The 14,294-nt window shown below is 60.9% G+C and carries 15 protein-coding genes; 9 read left to right on the top strand and 6 right to left on the bottom strand.

All coding sequences use genetic code 11. The annotated features are described in order from the left end of the window. Nucleotides 1-37: 37 nt before the first annotated feature. The 9 genes from ACWNZ1_RS13335 to yghU all read left to right on the top strand — a co-directional run bounded on the left by ACWNZ1_RS13335 (nucleotide 38) and on the right by yghU (nucleotide 7,202). On the top strand, nucleotides 38-1,708 hold the full coding sequence (locus tag ACWNZ1_RS13335; protein WP_256453279.1) for a bifunctional protein tyrosine phosphatase family protein/NAD(P)/FAD-dependent oxidoreductase: 1,671 nt from the start codon (nucleotides 38-40) through the stop codon (nucleotides 1,706-1,708). 28 nt (nucleotides 1,709-1,736) lie between these two features. Beyond that, the gene (locus ACWNZ1_RS13340; RefSeq protein ID WP_265073103.1) at nucleotides 1,737-2,540 is read left to right on the top strand and encodes a sulfite exporter TauE/SafE family protein; all 804 of its coding nucleotides are present in this window, start codon (nucleotides 1,737-1,739) and stop codon (nucleotides 2,538-2,540) included. A 43-nt stretch (nucleotides 2,541-2,583) separates the two neighbouring features. Next, complete coding sequence (locus ACWNZ1_RS13345) at nucleotides 2,584-3,018, top strand: YeeE/YedE family protein (RefSeq protein ID WP_135845854.1); 435 nt, start codon at nucleotides 2,584-2,586, stop codon at nucleotides 3,016-3,018. A gap of 2 nt (nucleotides 3,019-3,020) precedes the next feature. Continuing rightward, nucleotides 3,021-3,440, top strand: coding sequence for a DUF6691 family protein (locus tag ACWNZ1_RS13350; protein ID WP_135845855.1), 420 nt, complete (start codon nucleotides 3,021-3,023; stop codon nucleotides 3,438-3,440). Between the two features lie 13 nt (nucleotides 3,441-3,453). After that, nucleotides 3,454-3,642 (top strand): YgaP family membrane protein, encoded by a 189-nt coding sequence (locus ACWNZ1_RS13355; RefSeq protein ID WP_265072135.1) that lies wholly within the window; start codon nucleotides 3,454-3,456, stop codon nucleotides 3,640-3,642. A 61-nt stretch (nucleotides 3,643-3,703) separates the two neighbouring features. After that, on the top strand, nucleotides 3,704-4,783 hold the full coding sequence (locus ACWNZ1_RS13360) for an ArsO family NAD(P)H-dependent flavin-containing monooxygenase (protein WP_456027690.1): 1,080 nt from the start codon (nucleotides 3,704-3,706) through the stop codon (nucleotides 4,781-4,783). Nucleotides 4,784-4,810: 27 nt separating this feature from the next. Then, complete coding sequence (locus ACWNZ1_RS13365; RefSeq protein ID WP_135845858.1) at nucleotides 4,811-5,848, top strand: permease; 1,038 nt, start codon at nucleotides 4,811-4,813, stop codon at nucleotides 5,846-5,848. Between the two features lie 20 nt (nucleotides 5,849-5,868). Then, nucleotides 5,869-6,105: a thioredoxin family protein gene (locus ACWNZ1_RS13370; protein ID WP_135845859.1), complete on the top strand. Its 237-nt coding sequence runs from the start codon at nucleotides 5,869-5,871 to the stop codon at nucleotides 6,103-6,105. Between the two features lie 257 nt (nucleotides 6,106-6,362). Further along, nucleotides 6,363-7,202, top strand: a complete 840-nt coding sequence (gene yghU / locus ACWNZ1_RS13375) for a glutathione-dependent disulfide-bond oxidoreductase (RefSeq protein WP_135845860.1) — start codon at nucleotides 6,363-6,365, stop codon at nucleotides 7,200-7,202. A 116-nt stretch (nucleotides 7,203-7,318) separates the two neighbouring features. Here yghU and ACWNZ1_RS13380 read toward each other — a convergent pair whose 3' ends face one another. The 6 genes from ACWNZ1_RS13380 to ACWNZ1_RS13405 all read right to left on the bottom strand — a co-directional run bounded on the left by ACWNZ1_RS13380 (nucleotide 7,319) and on the right by ACWNZ1_RS13405 (nucleotide 14,269). Further along, nucleotides 7,319-8,245 carry a Gfo/Idh/MocA family protein gene (locus tag ACWNZ1_RS13380; RefSeq protein WP_456027691.1) on the bottom strand — a complete coding sequence of 309 codons (927 nt, stop codon included), beginning with the start codon at nucleotides 8,243-8,245 and terminating at the stop codon, nucleotides 7,319-7,321. A gap of 115 nt (nucleotides 8,246-8,360) precedes the next feature. Continuing rightward, nucleotides 8,361-9,167 carry a DeoR/GlpR family DNA-binding transcription regulator gene (locus ACWNZ1_RS13385; protein WP_135845862.1) on the bottom strand — a complete coding sequence of 269 codons (807 nt, stop codon included), beginning with the start codon at nucleotides 9,165-9,167 and terminating at the stop codon, nucleotides 8,361-8,363. Nucleotides 9,168-9,252: 85 nt separating this feature from the next. Continuing rightward, the gene (locus ACWNZ1_RS13390) at nucleotides 9,253-11,622 is read right to left on the bottom strand and encodes a hypothetical protein (protein ID WP_456027692.1); all 2,370 of its coding nucleotides are present in this window, start codon (nucleotides 11,620-11,622) and stop codon (nucleotides 9,253-9,255) included. Nucleotides 11,623-11,674: 52 nt separating this feature from the next. Beyond that, entirely contained in the window at nucleotides 11,675-12,424 is a 750-nt protein-coding gene (locus tag ACWNZ1_RS13395; protein ID WP_256453285.1) for an ABC transporter permease, read from the bottom strand. Between the two features lie 7 nt (nucleotides 12,425-12,431). Continuing rightward, complete coding sequence (locus tag ACWNZ1_RS13400) at nucleotides 12,432-13,433, bottom strand: ABC transporter substrate-binding protein (RefSeq protein ID WP_256453286.1); 1,002 nt, start codon at nucleotides 13,431-13,433, stop codon at nucleotides 12,432-12,434. Further along, nucleotides 13,430-14,269: an ABC transporter ATP-binding protein gene (locus ACWNZ1_RS13405; protein WP_256453287.1), complete on the bottom strand. Its 840-nt coding sequence runs from the start codon at nucleotides 14,267-14,269 to the stop codon at nucleotides 13,430-13,432. The genes ACWNZ1_RS13400 and ACWNZ1_RS13405 overlap by 4 nt, the downstream gene beginning before the upstream one ends. Nucleotides 14,270-14,294: the final 25 nt, after the last annotated feature.

The following is a 14,294-nucleotide window of genomic DNA, read 5'->3' on the forward strand; positions in this document are numbered from 1 at the left end:
GCTCCCTATAAGAAAAACTTCCCGATCGGAGACATTTATGGACATCCGCCACCTTGCGCCCGGCTTATCGGTTTCAGAGCAGATTTTTCCCAATCAGTTGAATGAACTCAAAAATGCCGGCTTTCGCGCCATCATTTGTAACCGTCCGGACGGTGAAGGCAGCGATCAACCGTTGTTTGCCGAGATCAAACGTGTGGCTCAAGCGATGGGCATTGAAGCCCACTATCTGCCCGCCGAGTCCGGCAAGGTCACGGACGAACAAGGCGTAGCGTTCGCCAAGTTGCTTGAAACAGTGCCGAAACCAATATTGGCCTATTGCCGTTCCGGCATGCGCTCGACAACGATGTGGGCGCTGTCGCAAGCCGGGCACCAACCTTTGCCACAGATCGTCGACACAGCCAAAAAGGCCGGGTTCGACATGAAAGGCGTCATTCGCCGCATTGCCAATAACGGACGCACGCCGGTCGAAGTGGCCGAGGCCGAACACGCGGTGGTGATTATCGGTGGCGGCGCCGCGGGCATCGCCACGGCATCGAGTTTACTGGCCCGCGAACCAGGACTCGACATTGCCATCATCGACCCGGCGGATGTGCACTACTACCAGCCTGGCTGGACGCTGGTCGGCGGCGGGGTCTTCGAAGCCTCCCAAACCGCCCACACCATGGGCGCGACCATTCCCCGTGGCGTGCACTGGATCAAGTCCGCGGTAGCGGCTTTCGAACCGGACAGAAATGCCGTCATTCTCGACGGCTGCAGAGTCGTCCGCTACGAACAACTGATCGTGTGCCCAGGCCTCAAACTCAACTGGCATGCCATTGAAGGCTTGTCGGACACCCTGGGGCGAAACGGTGTGACGTCCAACTATCTGTACCACCTGGCGCCCTATACCTGGGAACTGGTGCGACAACTGCGCGGTGGACAAGCCGTGTTCACGCAACCCCCCATGCCGATCAAGTGTGCCGGAGCCCCACAAAAAGCCATGTACTTGTCTGCCGACCACTGGCAGCGCGAAGGCGTGCTGGGGGATATCGAGATCGATTTCTGCAGTGCCGCGACGGTGCTGTTCGGTGTTCCCGACTACGTGCCCGCCTTGATGAAGTACATCCACGCCTACGGCATCGACTTGAATTTCGGCGACACCCTGACGAGCGTCAATGGTCCCGAGCGCACGGCCACCTTCAGTTGCGTCGGGCCCGATGGCAGCTCTCACCCTGTCACCCGCGACTTCGACCTGCTTCATGTGGTGCCGCCGCAGGTTGCGCCGGACTTTATTCGTGTCAGCCCCCTCGCGGATGCGGCAGGATGGCTTGACGTCGATCCCGCAACCCTGCGCCACAAAGGGTGGGCGAATGTCCACGCGCTGGGAGACGCGGCCAATACCAGCAACGCTAAAACCGCAGCGGCGGCGCGCAAGCAGGCCCCCGTGGTCGCCCATAACGTGCTGGCGGCGATGGGCAAGGCCGAGGGCTGCGCCCAATACGACGGCTACGGTTCCTGCCCGCTGACGGTGGAACGGGGCAAGATCGTCCTCGCCGAATTCACCTATGGCGGTAAGGTTGCCCCCAGTTTCCCATCCTGGCTGATTGACGGAACCCGCCCCTCGCGGCTGGCGTGGCTGCTCAAAGAGCGGATCCTGCCGCCCCTGTATTGGAAGGGGATGCTCAAGGGCCATGAGTGGCTGGCAAAACCCGAGTTGGCGGACCTATGAAATCGGACTTGAACGCCAGGAGAACAAGATGATGAGCGTCTTGCTACTGGGCTTCACCGTGGGGGTGATTCTGGCGCTGACCGGCGCGGGTGGAGGCATACTCGCGGTCCCGTTCCTGGTGTTTGGTGTGGGATTAAGCATGGCCGAAGCCGGGCCTATTGGTTTGCTCGCCGTGGGCTTAGCCGCCACCCTGGGCGCCGTGATGGGGCTCAAAAACGGCATCGTACGCTATAAAGCCGCACTTCTGACCGCCGGGGCGGGGATCGTCTGCTCCCCCGTCGGCTTGTGGTTGGCTCAACGTACTCCCAACGCCCCCTTGACGATCATGTTTGCCCTTTTGCTGATGTACGTGGCTTGGCGGGCCTTTCAAAAATCACGGCCTGCGCACGCGCGGGCAAAGGCATCTGGCAGGGGCAAGCCACCGCCCTGTGTCCTAGATGAGAACCGCGGCAAACTGAACTGGACCGGCCCATGTGCCTGGGCGCTCACCGCTTCCGGCGTGGTCTCAGGGGTGCTTTCCGGCTTGCTCGGAGTCGGCGGTGGTTTCGTCATGGTCCCGGCGCTGCAGCGCTACACCAATTTGACCACGCAGTCGGTGCTCGCCACGTCGCTGACGGTGATTGCACTGGTTTCCATGTCGGGGGTTGTGGCGAGTTCGGCAGCCGGTCACTTGCAATGGGCGGTAGCCGTGCCATTTTCCATTGGCGCACTCAGCGGCATGCTTGGCGGGCGCTTGATTGCGGCCAGGTTGCCGGAACCCTACTTGCAAAAAGGCTTTGCCCTGGTCTCTACGCTGGTGGCGGTGGCCCTGCTGGTAAAAGTCCTGGGTTGAACCCTGTCGTGGAATAGCAACGATTGTGTATCGGAGAACGCTCATGAATGTTGACTGGCTCAATTTCACACCTTGGTCATCCCTCGCCGGCGGCCTGTTGATCGGCCTGGCGGCCAGCCTGTTCGTCGTCGCCAATGGACGTATCGCTGGCATCAGTGGGTTGATCGGCAGCCTTCTGCAGCGCGGCGGCGAAGGCGTGGGCGAGAAAGCCCTGTTCCTTCTGGGTCTGCTGGTCGCACCGCTTTTATGGGGGCTGTTTGCCACTTTGCCGCCGATTGAGTTCCACAGCGGCTGGGTCGGGCTGGTCGTCGCCGGCCTGTTGGTGGGGATCGGCACCCGCTATGGCTCGGGCTGCACCAGCGGCCATGGCGTGTGCGGCATATCGCGCCTGTCGCCGCGCTCAATGATCGCCACGGCCTGCTTCATGTTCAGCGGTTTCGCGACAGTCTTTGTCCTGCGTCATGTGATGGGGGTTTGATCATGCTCAAACTGACTGCATTCATTGCCGGCCTGCTCTTTGGCTTCGGTCTGCTCCTGGCGGGGATGGCCAACCCGGGAAAAGTGCTGGCCTTTCTGGATTTGGCCGGGGCCTGGGACCCGTCCCTGGCGTTGGTGATGATCGGTGCGATTGGCGTTGCCATCGGCCCGCTCACCTGGGCTCGCCGGCAATCGCGTTCAGTGCTGGGAAGCCCTATGCAACTACCGGTCAAACGTGAGCTGGACCCACGCCTGATCGGCGGCAGCCTGGTGTTCGGCATCGGCTGGGGCATAGCCGGTATCTGTCCTGGCCCTGCCGTGGCCATCCTGCTGACCGGACACTGGCAAATCATTGTGTTCATGCTGGCCATGTTGGCGGGCATGTTGTTGTTCACGGCGCTGGAGACCCGGCGCCCCCATTGATCGGGAGATCAGCATGAAAGCCAATATCGGAACCATTGACCGTAGCCTGCGCATAGTCATCGGGCTTGTTCTCATCGCCCTGAGCCTGACCGGTGTGATCGGCTTGTGGGGCTGGATCGGCCTGGTGCCGCTGGCCACTGGCATTTTCCGCTTCTGCCCGATCTATACGTTATTGGGCATCAAAACGTGCAAGCATTATTGAGACGGTTCCTTGGCAGGGACCACTGCCGCCGTTCCATCCACGCCCTTGAAGGTTCGCCGTCATGACTGATTCGCCCTCCAGCGCATTTGACGTTGTCATTATCGGTGGGGGTCAATCTGCCTTGGCGGTGGCCTATTTCCTGCGCCGCACGCAATTGACGTTTGTCATCCTCGACGCCGAGCAAGAACCAGGAGGCGCATGGCGGCATGGCTGGGACTCGTTGCGCCTGTTCTCCCCGGCCACGTGGAGTTCGATCCCTGGCTGGATGATGCCCCCCACGCAAGCAGGCTACCCATCGCGCGACCACGTGATCGACTACCTCAAGCAGTACGAACAACGCTATCAGTTTGCGGTGGTGCGTCCGGTACGGGTCAATCGGGTGGAGCGCACAGCACTGGGCTTGCGCGTATGGGCTGACGGCAGGCATTGGGATGCCAAGGCCGTGGTCAGTGCCACGGGCACTTGGAGCAATCCTTACATTCCTTACTACCCGGATGCCGAGTCATTCGCCGGCCAACAGTTGCACTCCGCGAACTATGTCCAGGCGCAGCCGTTCGCGGGTAAGCGTGTGTTGGTGGTGGGCGGTGGCAATTCAGGGGCGCAGATTCTGGCTGAGGTTTCCAAAGTCGCGCAGACCACCTGGGTGACGCCTGTCGAACCCTTGTTCTTGCCCGACGAAGTGGATGGACGCGTGTTGTTCGAGCGCGCCACCGGGCGCTGGAAAGCCCAACAGCAAGGCCTTGTCATCGAACAGCCCGTGGGCGGGTTGGGCGATATCGTCATGGTGCCGCCCGTTGTCGATGCGCGAGCACGCCATGCGCTCAAATCTGTCCGGCCTTTCCAACGGTTTACCCGCAACGGAGTGATCTGGGCCGATGGTTCAGAGTCTGCGGTGGACGTGGTGATCTGGTGCACTGGTTTCCGACCGGCCCTGCAGCATCTGGATGCGCTGGGCGTGGTCAACAGCGAGGGCCGTGTCGAGGTCGAAGGCACCCGTTCGATTGAAGAACCCAGGCTATGGCTGGTTGGCTACGGTGAGTGGACCGGTTCGGCTTCCGCCACGTTGATCGGCGTAACGCGTACGGCTCGCAGCACGGTCAGCGAAATCGCAGCGGCTCTGGCCGATCAATCGGTGGCCTAGCCCGGCTCCGTCCCAGGAGGTGTGGACATGAACGAGATCATTGTGCGCTGGCCACAGCGCAGTCCCCGCCTTTTTTTGGTGGCAGCCGTGCTTATTTGGTTCGGTTTGTATGAGGCCCTTATCCCTGTCTCGGAGGCATTGGTTGCAGCGCTGCCTGTCGAGCGTGACAGCCACCTGGGTGGTGCCCTGCAGTTTTTTTTCTATGACACGCCCAAGGTGCTGATGCTGCTGACCGGCATCGTGTTCTTGATGGGAATGGTCAACTCGTACTTCACACCTGAACGCACCCGCGCAACATTGGCCGGACGAAGCGAGGGCATGGCCAACGTCATGGCGGCGTCTCTCGGGGTGTTTACCCCGTTCTGCTCCTGCTCCGCAGTTCCTCTGTTTATCGGCTTTGTTCAGGCAGGCGTGCCCTTAGGGGTGACCTTCTCGTTTCTCATTGCCGCGCCCATGGTGAACGAGGTCGCATTGACACTGCTATTGGGCTTGTTCGGCTGGAAAGTTGCGCTGCTGTACCTGAGTCTCGGTTTGTTTATTGCTGTGGTTGCAGGCTGGATCATCGGGCGCTTGAAAATGGAGGACTCTCTAGAGGATTGGGTTCGCGACATGCCCAAAGTCCAGGCAACCGCAGAAGACATACACATGCCGCTGCATGAACGGATCTATGCCGGTTTTGGCAGCGTGCGTGAAATCGTCGGAAACGTTTGGCCTTACATCCTGGCCGGTATCGCCATTGGCGCAGGTATTCATGGCTACGTGCCCGAAGATTTCATGGCCGGTTTCATGGGTAAAGAGGCGTGGTGGTCTGTCCCAGTCGCGATCCTGATAGGCATTCCCATGTATACCAACGCAGCAGGGATCATTCCCATTGTCCAGGCGCTACTCGCCAAAGGTGCAGCGTTGGGCACGGTACTGGCCTTCATGATGAGCGTCATTGCCCTCTCCCTCCCTGAGATGGTGATTCTGCGCAAGGTGTTGAAAGTCCGCCTGATCGCCACCTTCATTGGTGTCGTCGCCGCCGGCATTCTCGTCGTTGGCTACGCCTTCAACTTCGTTCTGTAAGTCCATCCGCCGAGGTTCCCATGAAAGATATCAAGGTGCTAGGTACCGGTTGCTCCAAGTGTAAATCGACAATCGCCATCATCGAGCAAGTCGCTCAAGCGAAAGGCGTGCCTGTGAAGTTGGAAAAAGTGGAAGAGCTACGTGACATCATGAGCTATGGGGTTATATCGACACCCAGCGTGGTCATTGATGGCAAAGTTGTTCATTCCGGAGGCATTCCGAGCCGAGATAAAGTCGAACTGTGGCTGAGCGCTTAAGCAGGCTACGTCCGCCGATCGACCACTCACATCGATGGTGAACCGACGGAGCGTGGACATCTGATTCTCTGATCGTCTCCCAGCCAGGGTCTCTGGCGCGCCGACCACCACGCGCCGCGCAGCCTATGATAGCTTCTCTGCTTTCATTCGAAGGCCAGGCTTCGGCCTCTCTGGCGTGCCGCTTACCGCATCACGCCAGGCGCCCCCCTCTTGCGCGGTCTACGTGTACACCGCCAGCAAACGATGAGGTACGTTCCATGAGTCAAGCGTCCTACGTTCCGCCCAAGGTCTGGAAAAATGAGGCCCCGTCTGGCGGCCAGTTCGCCAGCATCAACCGCCCGATCGCCGGGCCGACCCACGAAAAGAAATTGCCGATCGGCAAGCACCCGTTGCAGCTCTATTCGCTGGCCACGCCCAATGGCGTGAAAGTGACCATCCTGCTTGAGGAACTGCTGGCGCTCGGGCATGCAGGCGCGGAATACGACGCCTGGCTGATTCGCATCGGCGAGGGCGACCAGTTCTCCAGCGGTTTTGTCGAGATCAATCCAAACTCAAAAATCCCGGCCTTGCAGGACCGCAGTGTGGAGCCGCCCATCCGCGTCTTCGAGTCCGGTTCGATCCTGCTTTACCTGGCAGAGAAATTCGGCGCCTTCCTGCCCACTGACCTGGCCGGGCGCACCGAAACCCTGAACTGGCTGTTCTGGCAAATGGGCGCTGCGCCCTACCTGGGTGGCGGCTTCGGGCATTTCTATGCCTACGCACCGGAGAAGCTTGAGTACCCCATCAATCGCTTCACCATGGAGGCCAAGCGCCAACTGGATGTCCTGGATCGCCGCCTGGGTGAAAGCCAATACCTGGCGGGCGACCACTACTCCATCGCCGATATCGCGGTCTGGCCCTGGTATGGCCAACTGGTGCGCAACAACGTGTACTCGGCCGCCGAGTTTCTCGCTGCCCACGAATACACCCATGTGCAGCGTTGGGCGGAAGAAATCGCCAAACGGCCGGCGGTCATCCGTGGGCAACGCGTCAACCGGACGTGGGGGGATGAGGCGAGCCAGGTGCCGGAGCGGCATCAGGCTGAAGATTTGGGCTGAAAGACGGCTGCCCGCCATCGCACCCAGCGTCGGATAGCGACAGAATCGAACGCAAGCGCAGCCAGTCGACGCATGGATCGACTGGCCCCCCTCCTGCGGTTAATCCCTGACAGCGCCTAGTCGTAGAACGGTTCAACCGACGCGCGGCTACCGACAAAAAAGCTGTCTGCGACCAGTCGCAGCGGCTGCAGGTCCACGTCGCTGGCCTTGTCAGCAATCAGTTGTTGGAAATGCCGATACACCGCTGCGTACTCGCCCTCCTGCGAAACGGCCTGGCGCACGCCGTCGATACTCAACAGTGCGCCGCCGTTGTCCAGGCGCAAGAGACCTTCGGTGCAGCGGATTTCGATGCTCCAAAGTTCATCATGACCATGGTCGAAATCGAACTCCGCGCGGACATCGAGACGACCCGCGTCAGACATTTTAATGTTAGCGGCGATAGGCGACTGGCAGTTGCTGGGGACGCGCAGTTCGGCCGATTCGACGAACAGTGACAGTGGCAGCAGGTGGGTCACAATCGACAAGGCATTGATGCCCGGGTCGAAAACGCCCAGGCCTCCGGGTTGCCAGATCCACGCCTGGCCCGGGTGCCACTTGCGCACGTCTTCCTTCCAGTCGATTTTCACGCTTTGCAGGGTACGGCTGGCCAGCCAGTCACGGGCCGCCTGGATGCCTTGTGCGTAACGCGAATGCCAGGCGAACAGACCGCTGACGCCTTGCTCCCGGATCTGCTCCACCAACACCATCGCCTCGCCCAACGTGGCGCACGGCGGCTTCTCTACCAGGACGTGTTTGCCAGCGGCCAACGCTTGTTGCACCAACGCGAATCGACCTTGCGGCGGTGTGCAGAACGCAATCGCATCGACGTGCGGGCCCTTTTCGAGCAATTCGCCCAGGGACTGGAAGTTCTCCACCCCGGCGCAGGGTTTCCCTTGCGTGGCGACAGCGACCAACTGGAACGCGGGGTTGGCGAGGATAGCGGGAAGATGTTGATCCTGGGCTATCTTGCCGTAGCCCACCAGACCGAGACGAATCGGTTGCATCGATGACTCCTGTTTTTGTCCTTATGATGGGGCAGCAAACTAGACGTAAATGACGTGGCGGACAATGGGGGCGTCCGGCATCCGTTTGATTGCTGCTCGTGCCAAGGCAACCATCTCAAGCCTGGCCTTGTCCGCGCCGCTGTTCGCAGGCCGCCGTCATCACCTTGGAAACCCTGCCGAAAAAAGGCTCCAGTCGCTCGCGCGGCGCATCGTGCTCCACCACCAGGACAGCGATTTCTTCACACGATGCCACCTGATAGTGCGCAACGCTCGACAGTTTTTCATTGGTCACGGCTGCCACCACTTGACCGCTGGCGGCGACCACCGCGCGTTTGAACTCAGCATCGTCCAGACCGAACGCGGTGACGCCGTTGTCCGGGTCGATGGCGCAGGCCCCCAGAAAACACAGGTCAAAACTGAATTGGCGCAATTGCTGTACCGCCGTCAGCCCGATCGAACCTCCAGCCACCGGGTTCAGGCGACCGCCCAGCACAATGACTTCGGCGCGCGGCAGTTTCATCAACTGCACCGCAATCAACGGTGAGTTGGTCGTGAGGGTCAGCTCAAGTTGCGGGTCAATGGCGCAGGCAATGGCCAGGTTGGTCGACCCGGCATCGATGAAGACATGCTGGCCGGCCCTCAGCAATGAAGCCGCCGCTTGGCCAAGACTGCTTTTGCGCACGGTGTCTTGCTGTACTCGAACCTCCAACGGCCCTTCCGCGCCGGGCAACAGTATGGCGCCGCCATAAACGCGCTTGCACAACCCCGCCGCCGCCAATGCACCCAGATCGCGCCGTATCGAGTGCTCGGACACATTGAGCTCGCTGGCCAGATCAGCCGCGATCACCCGGCCGTACTGGGCAAGACGCCGACGGATCAATTGCTGGCGTTCGCCGGGAAACGCTTCGTGAGGTGAAGTCATGGCATTACAACCCACATAAACGAGCATAAATGCTCACAATCGAGCAAATATGCCGTCTATCCGGCGGGGCGTCAAACCCCGCGTTTTATAACGTCAGGAACAGCGCCGAAGTCCAGACCCGGGATTGATCCCGTTGACGGGCACAGATGAACAGTGGATGTTCACGGCCCTGCTCCAGGTTCAACCGGGCCAGTTCAATGCTCCCTCGCAGCTCACGGGGCAGCGCTGCAGCGGTGGTCCTTTCCAGGGAGACTTTCAATTCGGCGCCCGGTAGCTCTTCGATGACTTGCGATTGCGCCAGCAACTCCTCCCCGGACAGCTCCATCAGCACCGCCGGCGCATGCACATAGGGTTGCGGTTCGGCCGGATCACCGACCTTGACGTAGTTGTCGATACGGCTGTGAATCTGCAACGTCGCGCCGGCCAGGTGCGACAGGTCGATTTCGATGCTGTCGGTATCGCCATTGGTGTCCGTGCGAAAGGCCAGGACAGTGGCATCCTTGCGCCAGACGGTTTGCTCGGGATGATCGAGGCCCAAGGCGCGAAAACCATTGATGACCGCGCCGGTGATGCGAATCTCGCCGGTCCAGTAAGCGCCGCGATAACGGTCCTTGATCCGCGCGCCACCCAGACGCAAGCGAATGCGTTGCGTGGAAAAACCCAGTTCCTGATGCAGGTTGCGTGACCAGATCAACTTGTCGCCATCAAACAGATCGACCTGCTCCCAACCTGCCTCTCCCAGCAGTCGATAGTCCAGCGTGGCATTCGAATCGGCGGTGAAGACTTCACCCATGAAATGCTTGCCCTGGCTCAGGCTGGCAAACGAGCGCTCGCCGGTCGTGGCGAAGGTGCGACGGGCGCGAAGCGCCTTACCGACATTGGCTCGATCAAAGCCGTCAGCAACCACCCCCGTCAACCCGCCCCGCGAACCAAACACTGCCGTGGCCGGAACCCCGCCGCCGCAACGGCCCTGGTGTTCATCACTGTTCGCCGCGGCACCCACCCGATAGCCACGCTGCAGCGCTTCGGCATACACCCAATGGAACTGCCCCCAGGCCGAACCGACTTCGATCAGCCGCTCAAGCTCCGGATGGTGCCAGTCAAGGTTGCAACGGCGCCCGCCGACATGGGGCATCATCAGATGGCCTTCGGGGTCCTTGGCATAGGCGGCGTACAGCTCGTCCACCGGCCAGGCGCCCGGTTTGATCGTACCGGCGGTGAACTCGTTCCATTCGAAGGAGCGCACCAGCCGTCCCTGATTGTCGAAGGGAAACTCGGGTTTGCGGTCATGCAGGAACACCACATTACGATCCCCGCCCGCGCAGGAGTTACCGCACCACTCGGTGCCGGGATAGCAAACAAATCGGCCCGGTTCATTGAGCTCGTGGATCAGCTTGACCGCCTGGTCCCAACGCTGCTCGGTGATGTTGAAGTCGTTGGCGGTGTAGCCAAGGACATCGAGCCCGGCCACGTCGCGACCGTAGCTGAGGTTGTACAAGGTGTCGTTGGTGCCCACGGTGTCATCGGAGTGCACATGCAGGTCGGCATAGAGCGGACGCAGCGCTGTACCGGCCGGATCGACCGTGACAAACGCCTGGGCGCCACGGACCGAGGTCGACTGTACCTCGGCGGACAAACGCCACTCACCCTGGGCACCGAGGTCAATGCCCTCAAGCCGCGCAGTGGCCCAGCCGCTAGCCGCCAAGGTAAACGGCTGCCGCCGTTCTCCGCCTTCAGGATCGATGAAGGTCAAAACGCCCTTGAGTGGCAACTGGCGGCAAGTATTGCCCCAGGCATCATCCGCCCTGAGCAGCACGTCAAACGCCTCACCCGCACTGACCAGTCGCGGCACGATCAACTGTAGGCTCCGGGCCGGTCCCGGCACGATGTCCAGCAACGGATCACCCGGCACCTCGGCAAACTTCGAACTGCCCAACGGGTCGATGAACAGCCGGAAGCGGAAGTCTTTCTCGACGAAACTCTGCACCCGCGTCCCCGCGCCGCCCTGCCGGCGATCCCCCAGGCGAATGATGACTTTGTCCCCTGGATTCAGGTAACCGTCGACGATGTCGATGATGATCGCTTTCTGGAAGGGCCGCTCATGGCCCTTCTGGTCGAAGCGTACTTTGAGGTGTTGTACGGTGGCCTGACTCTGGCCCGGGACCAGCTCCCCGGCTTGATATTCCGCGCTGACATAGTTGGGCCCAGCCGGGTTCGAGGTCTGGAACAAGGCCCAGTCGGAGTAGAACTTGAAGGCCAGCTTGAGCCAGGCACCGTCCGCCAGGCCACTGCCACCGACCTCGTAGACCAAGGTAATTTCATCCCATTGACCGGCGATCAGCGTGTCTCGATCACAGTCGATGCGGCCCAGGAACGGGCGTTTCTTGTTGCGTTCGTAGAGGCCTTGCGGGGCAATGTAATGCCCGGCTTCGCGGGGATCGAAAACGTTACTCACATGACACCTCGTGCAGTGGTCCACTGAAGGTTTTGGATACGGGGGGCGATGCTTATTGCACGCGCCATTTCTGGTAGTGGCGCTCGATGCGCCGGAACACGAAGCTCTCCATCAGCCAGGCAATCAGGCCGATCACGACAATGCCCAGCAACACCTGGCTGCTGTTGCCGATCTGCCCGCCCGTGGAGACCATCCAGCCGATGCCCTGGGACGCACCGATCATTTCCGCCGCGACCAACGCCCTCCAGCCCTGGCTGAAACCGATGCGCAACGCTGCAGTCACAAAGGGCAACGAGGCCGGCAAGTAGACATGGGCCAACAGTTGCCAGGAATTGGCCCCCAGGGTGCGCGCCGCGCGGACTTCACCACCGCGAATACTCTGCACGCCCTCCTGGATGGTCACGGCCATGGGGAACATCGCGGCGATGAAAATCACCAGCACGATGGAGACGTAGCCGAGGCCGAAAATGATCATGATCAGCGGCGCCCAAGCGATCGGCGGAATGGCCATGAACAGGCTGTTGAGCGGCGAGATAAAGTCGCGAAATCGCAAAGACAAACCTGCGGCCGTGCCCAACAGGAGCGCAACGATCACCGCCGCGCAGAAACCACCCAACTCTTCCAGGACACTGGCCCGCAGGTGCTGCCACAGCGAGCTATCGCCCAGCCAGCGCAGCGCCTCGCGGGCAACGTCCCAGGGCTGCGGCAGGATGTACGTGGGAAAGCGGCTGGCCAGGGCCACCCAGATCAACAATAGGAACGGCAGCGACGCCCATCCCCAATTCGGTTTTGGCAAGGACATGACGGACTCAGTGCGCGGCTTTTTCCAGGTAGGAGGTATCCACGATCTGTTCGGTCTTGAGCGTGGTGTCGATAAAACCCAGATCGTGGGAATAGTTCATCAGGCGCTGGATGAACTGGATATCCGTTGCCTGCAAGTCCGCCGACCAGCCCAAGCGAGTACGTGCCTGGGCGACGATGTCTTCGGGTGCGATGGTCCGGCCGTCGGTGCCTTGCACCGCTTCAAGCTTGAACGCCTCGGCGATGAGCCGGTTCGCTTCAGCGGGACGCTCGTTGAGGAAGGCGATGGCCTTGCGATGGGCGCGCAGCAGTTTCACCACATCGTCCGGGCGCTCCTGCAAGGTCTTCGGCAAGGCGATCACCACGTACCACGGGTAATTGGGCAGCGCCTGGTTCACGTCCAGCAGGATCCGGCTCGAACCGCGCAACAGCGACTGGCTGACAAAGGGTTCCCAGGAAAACGCCGCGTCGACGATGCCGCGCTCCAGGGCCGCGTTCATGTTGCCGGGCGGCATGTCGATGATGTCCAGATCCTTGTCAGGATTGAGCCCGGCCTTTTCTTTCAGGACATAACCGCGCAGCAACACATCCATGCCACTGCCCTTCTTGACCCCGGCGAGTCTTTTGTCCTTGAGTTGCTCCAGGCTGTTAATCGGACTTTTTGCGTCGACAATCACCGCAGCCTGACCGTAATTGACCTTCGCCAGGATCCGGCTTTGCAGCCCCCGGGAAAACCACTGGTACACCGGCGGGGTCCCGACATAGGCCACATCCAGCTCTCCGGCGGCCAGTGCTTGCTGGATCACCGGGCCATCGCCCAACGCCTTGAGGTCGACATTCAGGCCTTCCTCGCGGTAGTAACCCTGTTTGTCCGCGATCAGCGCCGGGGCATTGGCCATGGCGAAGACATACCCCACGCGCAAGGGTTTCTCCTCGCCCGCCACGGCGAATGCGCTGCTTGCCAGGGCGGCAACAGACAATGAAAGGGCAAGCAGCGAACGTTTGATCATGCTGTCAGCTCGAGTTGTGGGGTGAGGTAAGCAGTGGCTTGGGACGCATCCATGACCTGGGAAATGCGCTCCATCAGCTCATTGCGGTAATCGAGAAAGGCCGGCAGGCGACGGGTTTTCAGGTTGGAACGGGGACGCGGCAGATGGATGTCCAGTTCGCTGTGGATACCGCCAGGGGCGATATTGAGCACAATGACCCGATCCGCCAGGAACACCGCTTCATCAATGTCATGGGTAATAAACAACACCGTCTGGCCCAGTTCGGCCCAGAGGCGCAACGTCTCTTCATTCATGCTGTTGCGGCTGATGGCATCCAGCGCGGCGAACGGCTCGTCCATCAGCAATACGCTGGGCTCCAAGGCCAGGGTCCTGGCCAGGGAAACGCGCTGTTGCATGCCACCGGAAAGCTGGTGCGGCAGCCGATGCGCCGCGCTCTCCAGGCCGACCAGGCGCAGGTACTGCAAGGCCTGCGCGCGCTGCTGCGCTTCGTTGGTCTGAGCGCTCATCCGCAGGCCGAAACGGACGTTCTCCAGAGCGCTCAACCAGGGAAACAATTGCGGTGCCTGGAACACATAACCCAGTTCCGAACGCTCCGGACGCACCGCCGTCTGATTGATGGTGATAAGGCCACTTTGCGGTTGCACGAAACCTGACAACAAATTCAGCAGCGTGGTTTTCCCGCAGCCCGATGGCCCAAGGATCGCGACGAACTCGCCGGGCTTGGCGTTCAGGCTGAACGAGGAAAAAACCCGGTGCCCGTTGGGGTAACTGAAGCTGATGTCATCGACCGTCAGAGCATCGGCTTGCTGCTGGGGGTAGGGAACGGTTTTGAGCATGGCAAGTGTCGTCAGGTCGTCTACA

The sequence above is a fragment of the Pseudomonas sp. CFBP 5748 genome (assembly GCF_053850495.1).

Bases quoted from the DNA above. Each gene is read 5' to 3' on its own strand.
- ACWNZ1_RS13355 (WP_265072135.1), top strand. From the start codon at position 3,454: ATGAAAGCCAATATCGGAACCATTGACCGTAGCCTGCGCATAGTCATC.
- ACWNZ1_RS13340 (WP_265073103.1), top strand. From the start codon at position 1,737: ATGATGAGCGTCTTGCTACTGGGCTTCACCGTGGGGGTGATTCTGGCG.
- ACWNZ1_RS13385 (WP_135845862.1), bottom strand. From the start codon at position 9,167: ATGACTTCACCTCACGAAGCGTTTCCCGGCGAACGCCAGCAATTGATC.
- ACWNZ1_RS13360 (WP_456027690.1), top strand. From the start codon at position 3,704: ATGACTGATTCGCCCTCCAGCGCATTTGACGTTGTCATTATCGGTGGG.
- ACWNZ1_RS13370 (WP_135845859.1), top strand. From the start codon at position 5,869: ATGAAAGATATCAAGGTGCTAGGTACCGGTTGCTCCAAGTGTAAATCG.
- ACWNZ1_RS13395 (WP_256453285.1), bottom strand. From the start codon at position 12,424: ATGTCCTTGCCAAAACCGAATTGGGGATGGGCGTCGCTGCCGTTCCTA.
- ACWNZ1_RS13335 (WP_256453279.1), top strand. From the start codon at position 38: ATGGACATCCGCCACCTTGCGCCCGGCTTATCGGTTTCAGAGCAGATT.
- ACWNZ1_RS13365 (WP_135845858.1), top strand. From the start codon at position 4,811: ATGAACGAGATCATTGTGCGCTGGCCACAGCGCAGTCCCCGCCTTTTT.
- yghU (WP_135845860.1), top strand. From the start codon at position 6,363: ATGAGTCAAGCGTCCTACGTTCCGCCCAAGGTCTGGAAAAATGAGGCC.
- ACWNZ1_RS13380 (WP_456027691.1), bottom strand. From the start codon at position 8,245: ATGCAACCGATTCGTCTCGGTCTGGTGGGCTACGGCAAGATAGCCCAG.
- ACWNZ1_RS13400 (WP_256453286.1), bottom strand. From the start codon at position 13,433: ATGATCAAACGTTCGCTGCTTGCCCTTTCATTGTCTGTTGCCGCCCTG.
- ACWNZ1_RS13350 (WP_135845855.1), top strand. From the start codon at position 3,021: ATGCTCAAACTGACTGCATTCATTGCCGGCCTGCTCTTTGGCTTCGGT.
- ACWNZ1_RS13405 (WP_256453287.1), bottom strand. From the start codon at position 14,269: ATGCTCAAAACCGTTCCCTACCCCCAGCAGCAAGCCGATGCTCTGACG.
- ACWNZ1_RS13345 (WP_135845854.1), top strand. From the start codon at position 2,584: ATGAATGTTGACTGGCTCAATTTCACACCTTGGTCATCCCTCGCCGGC.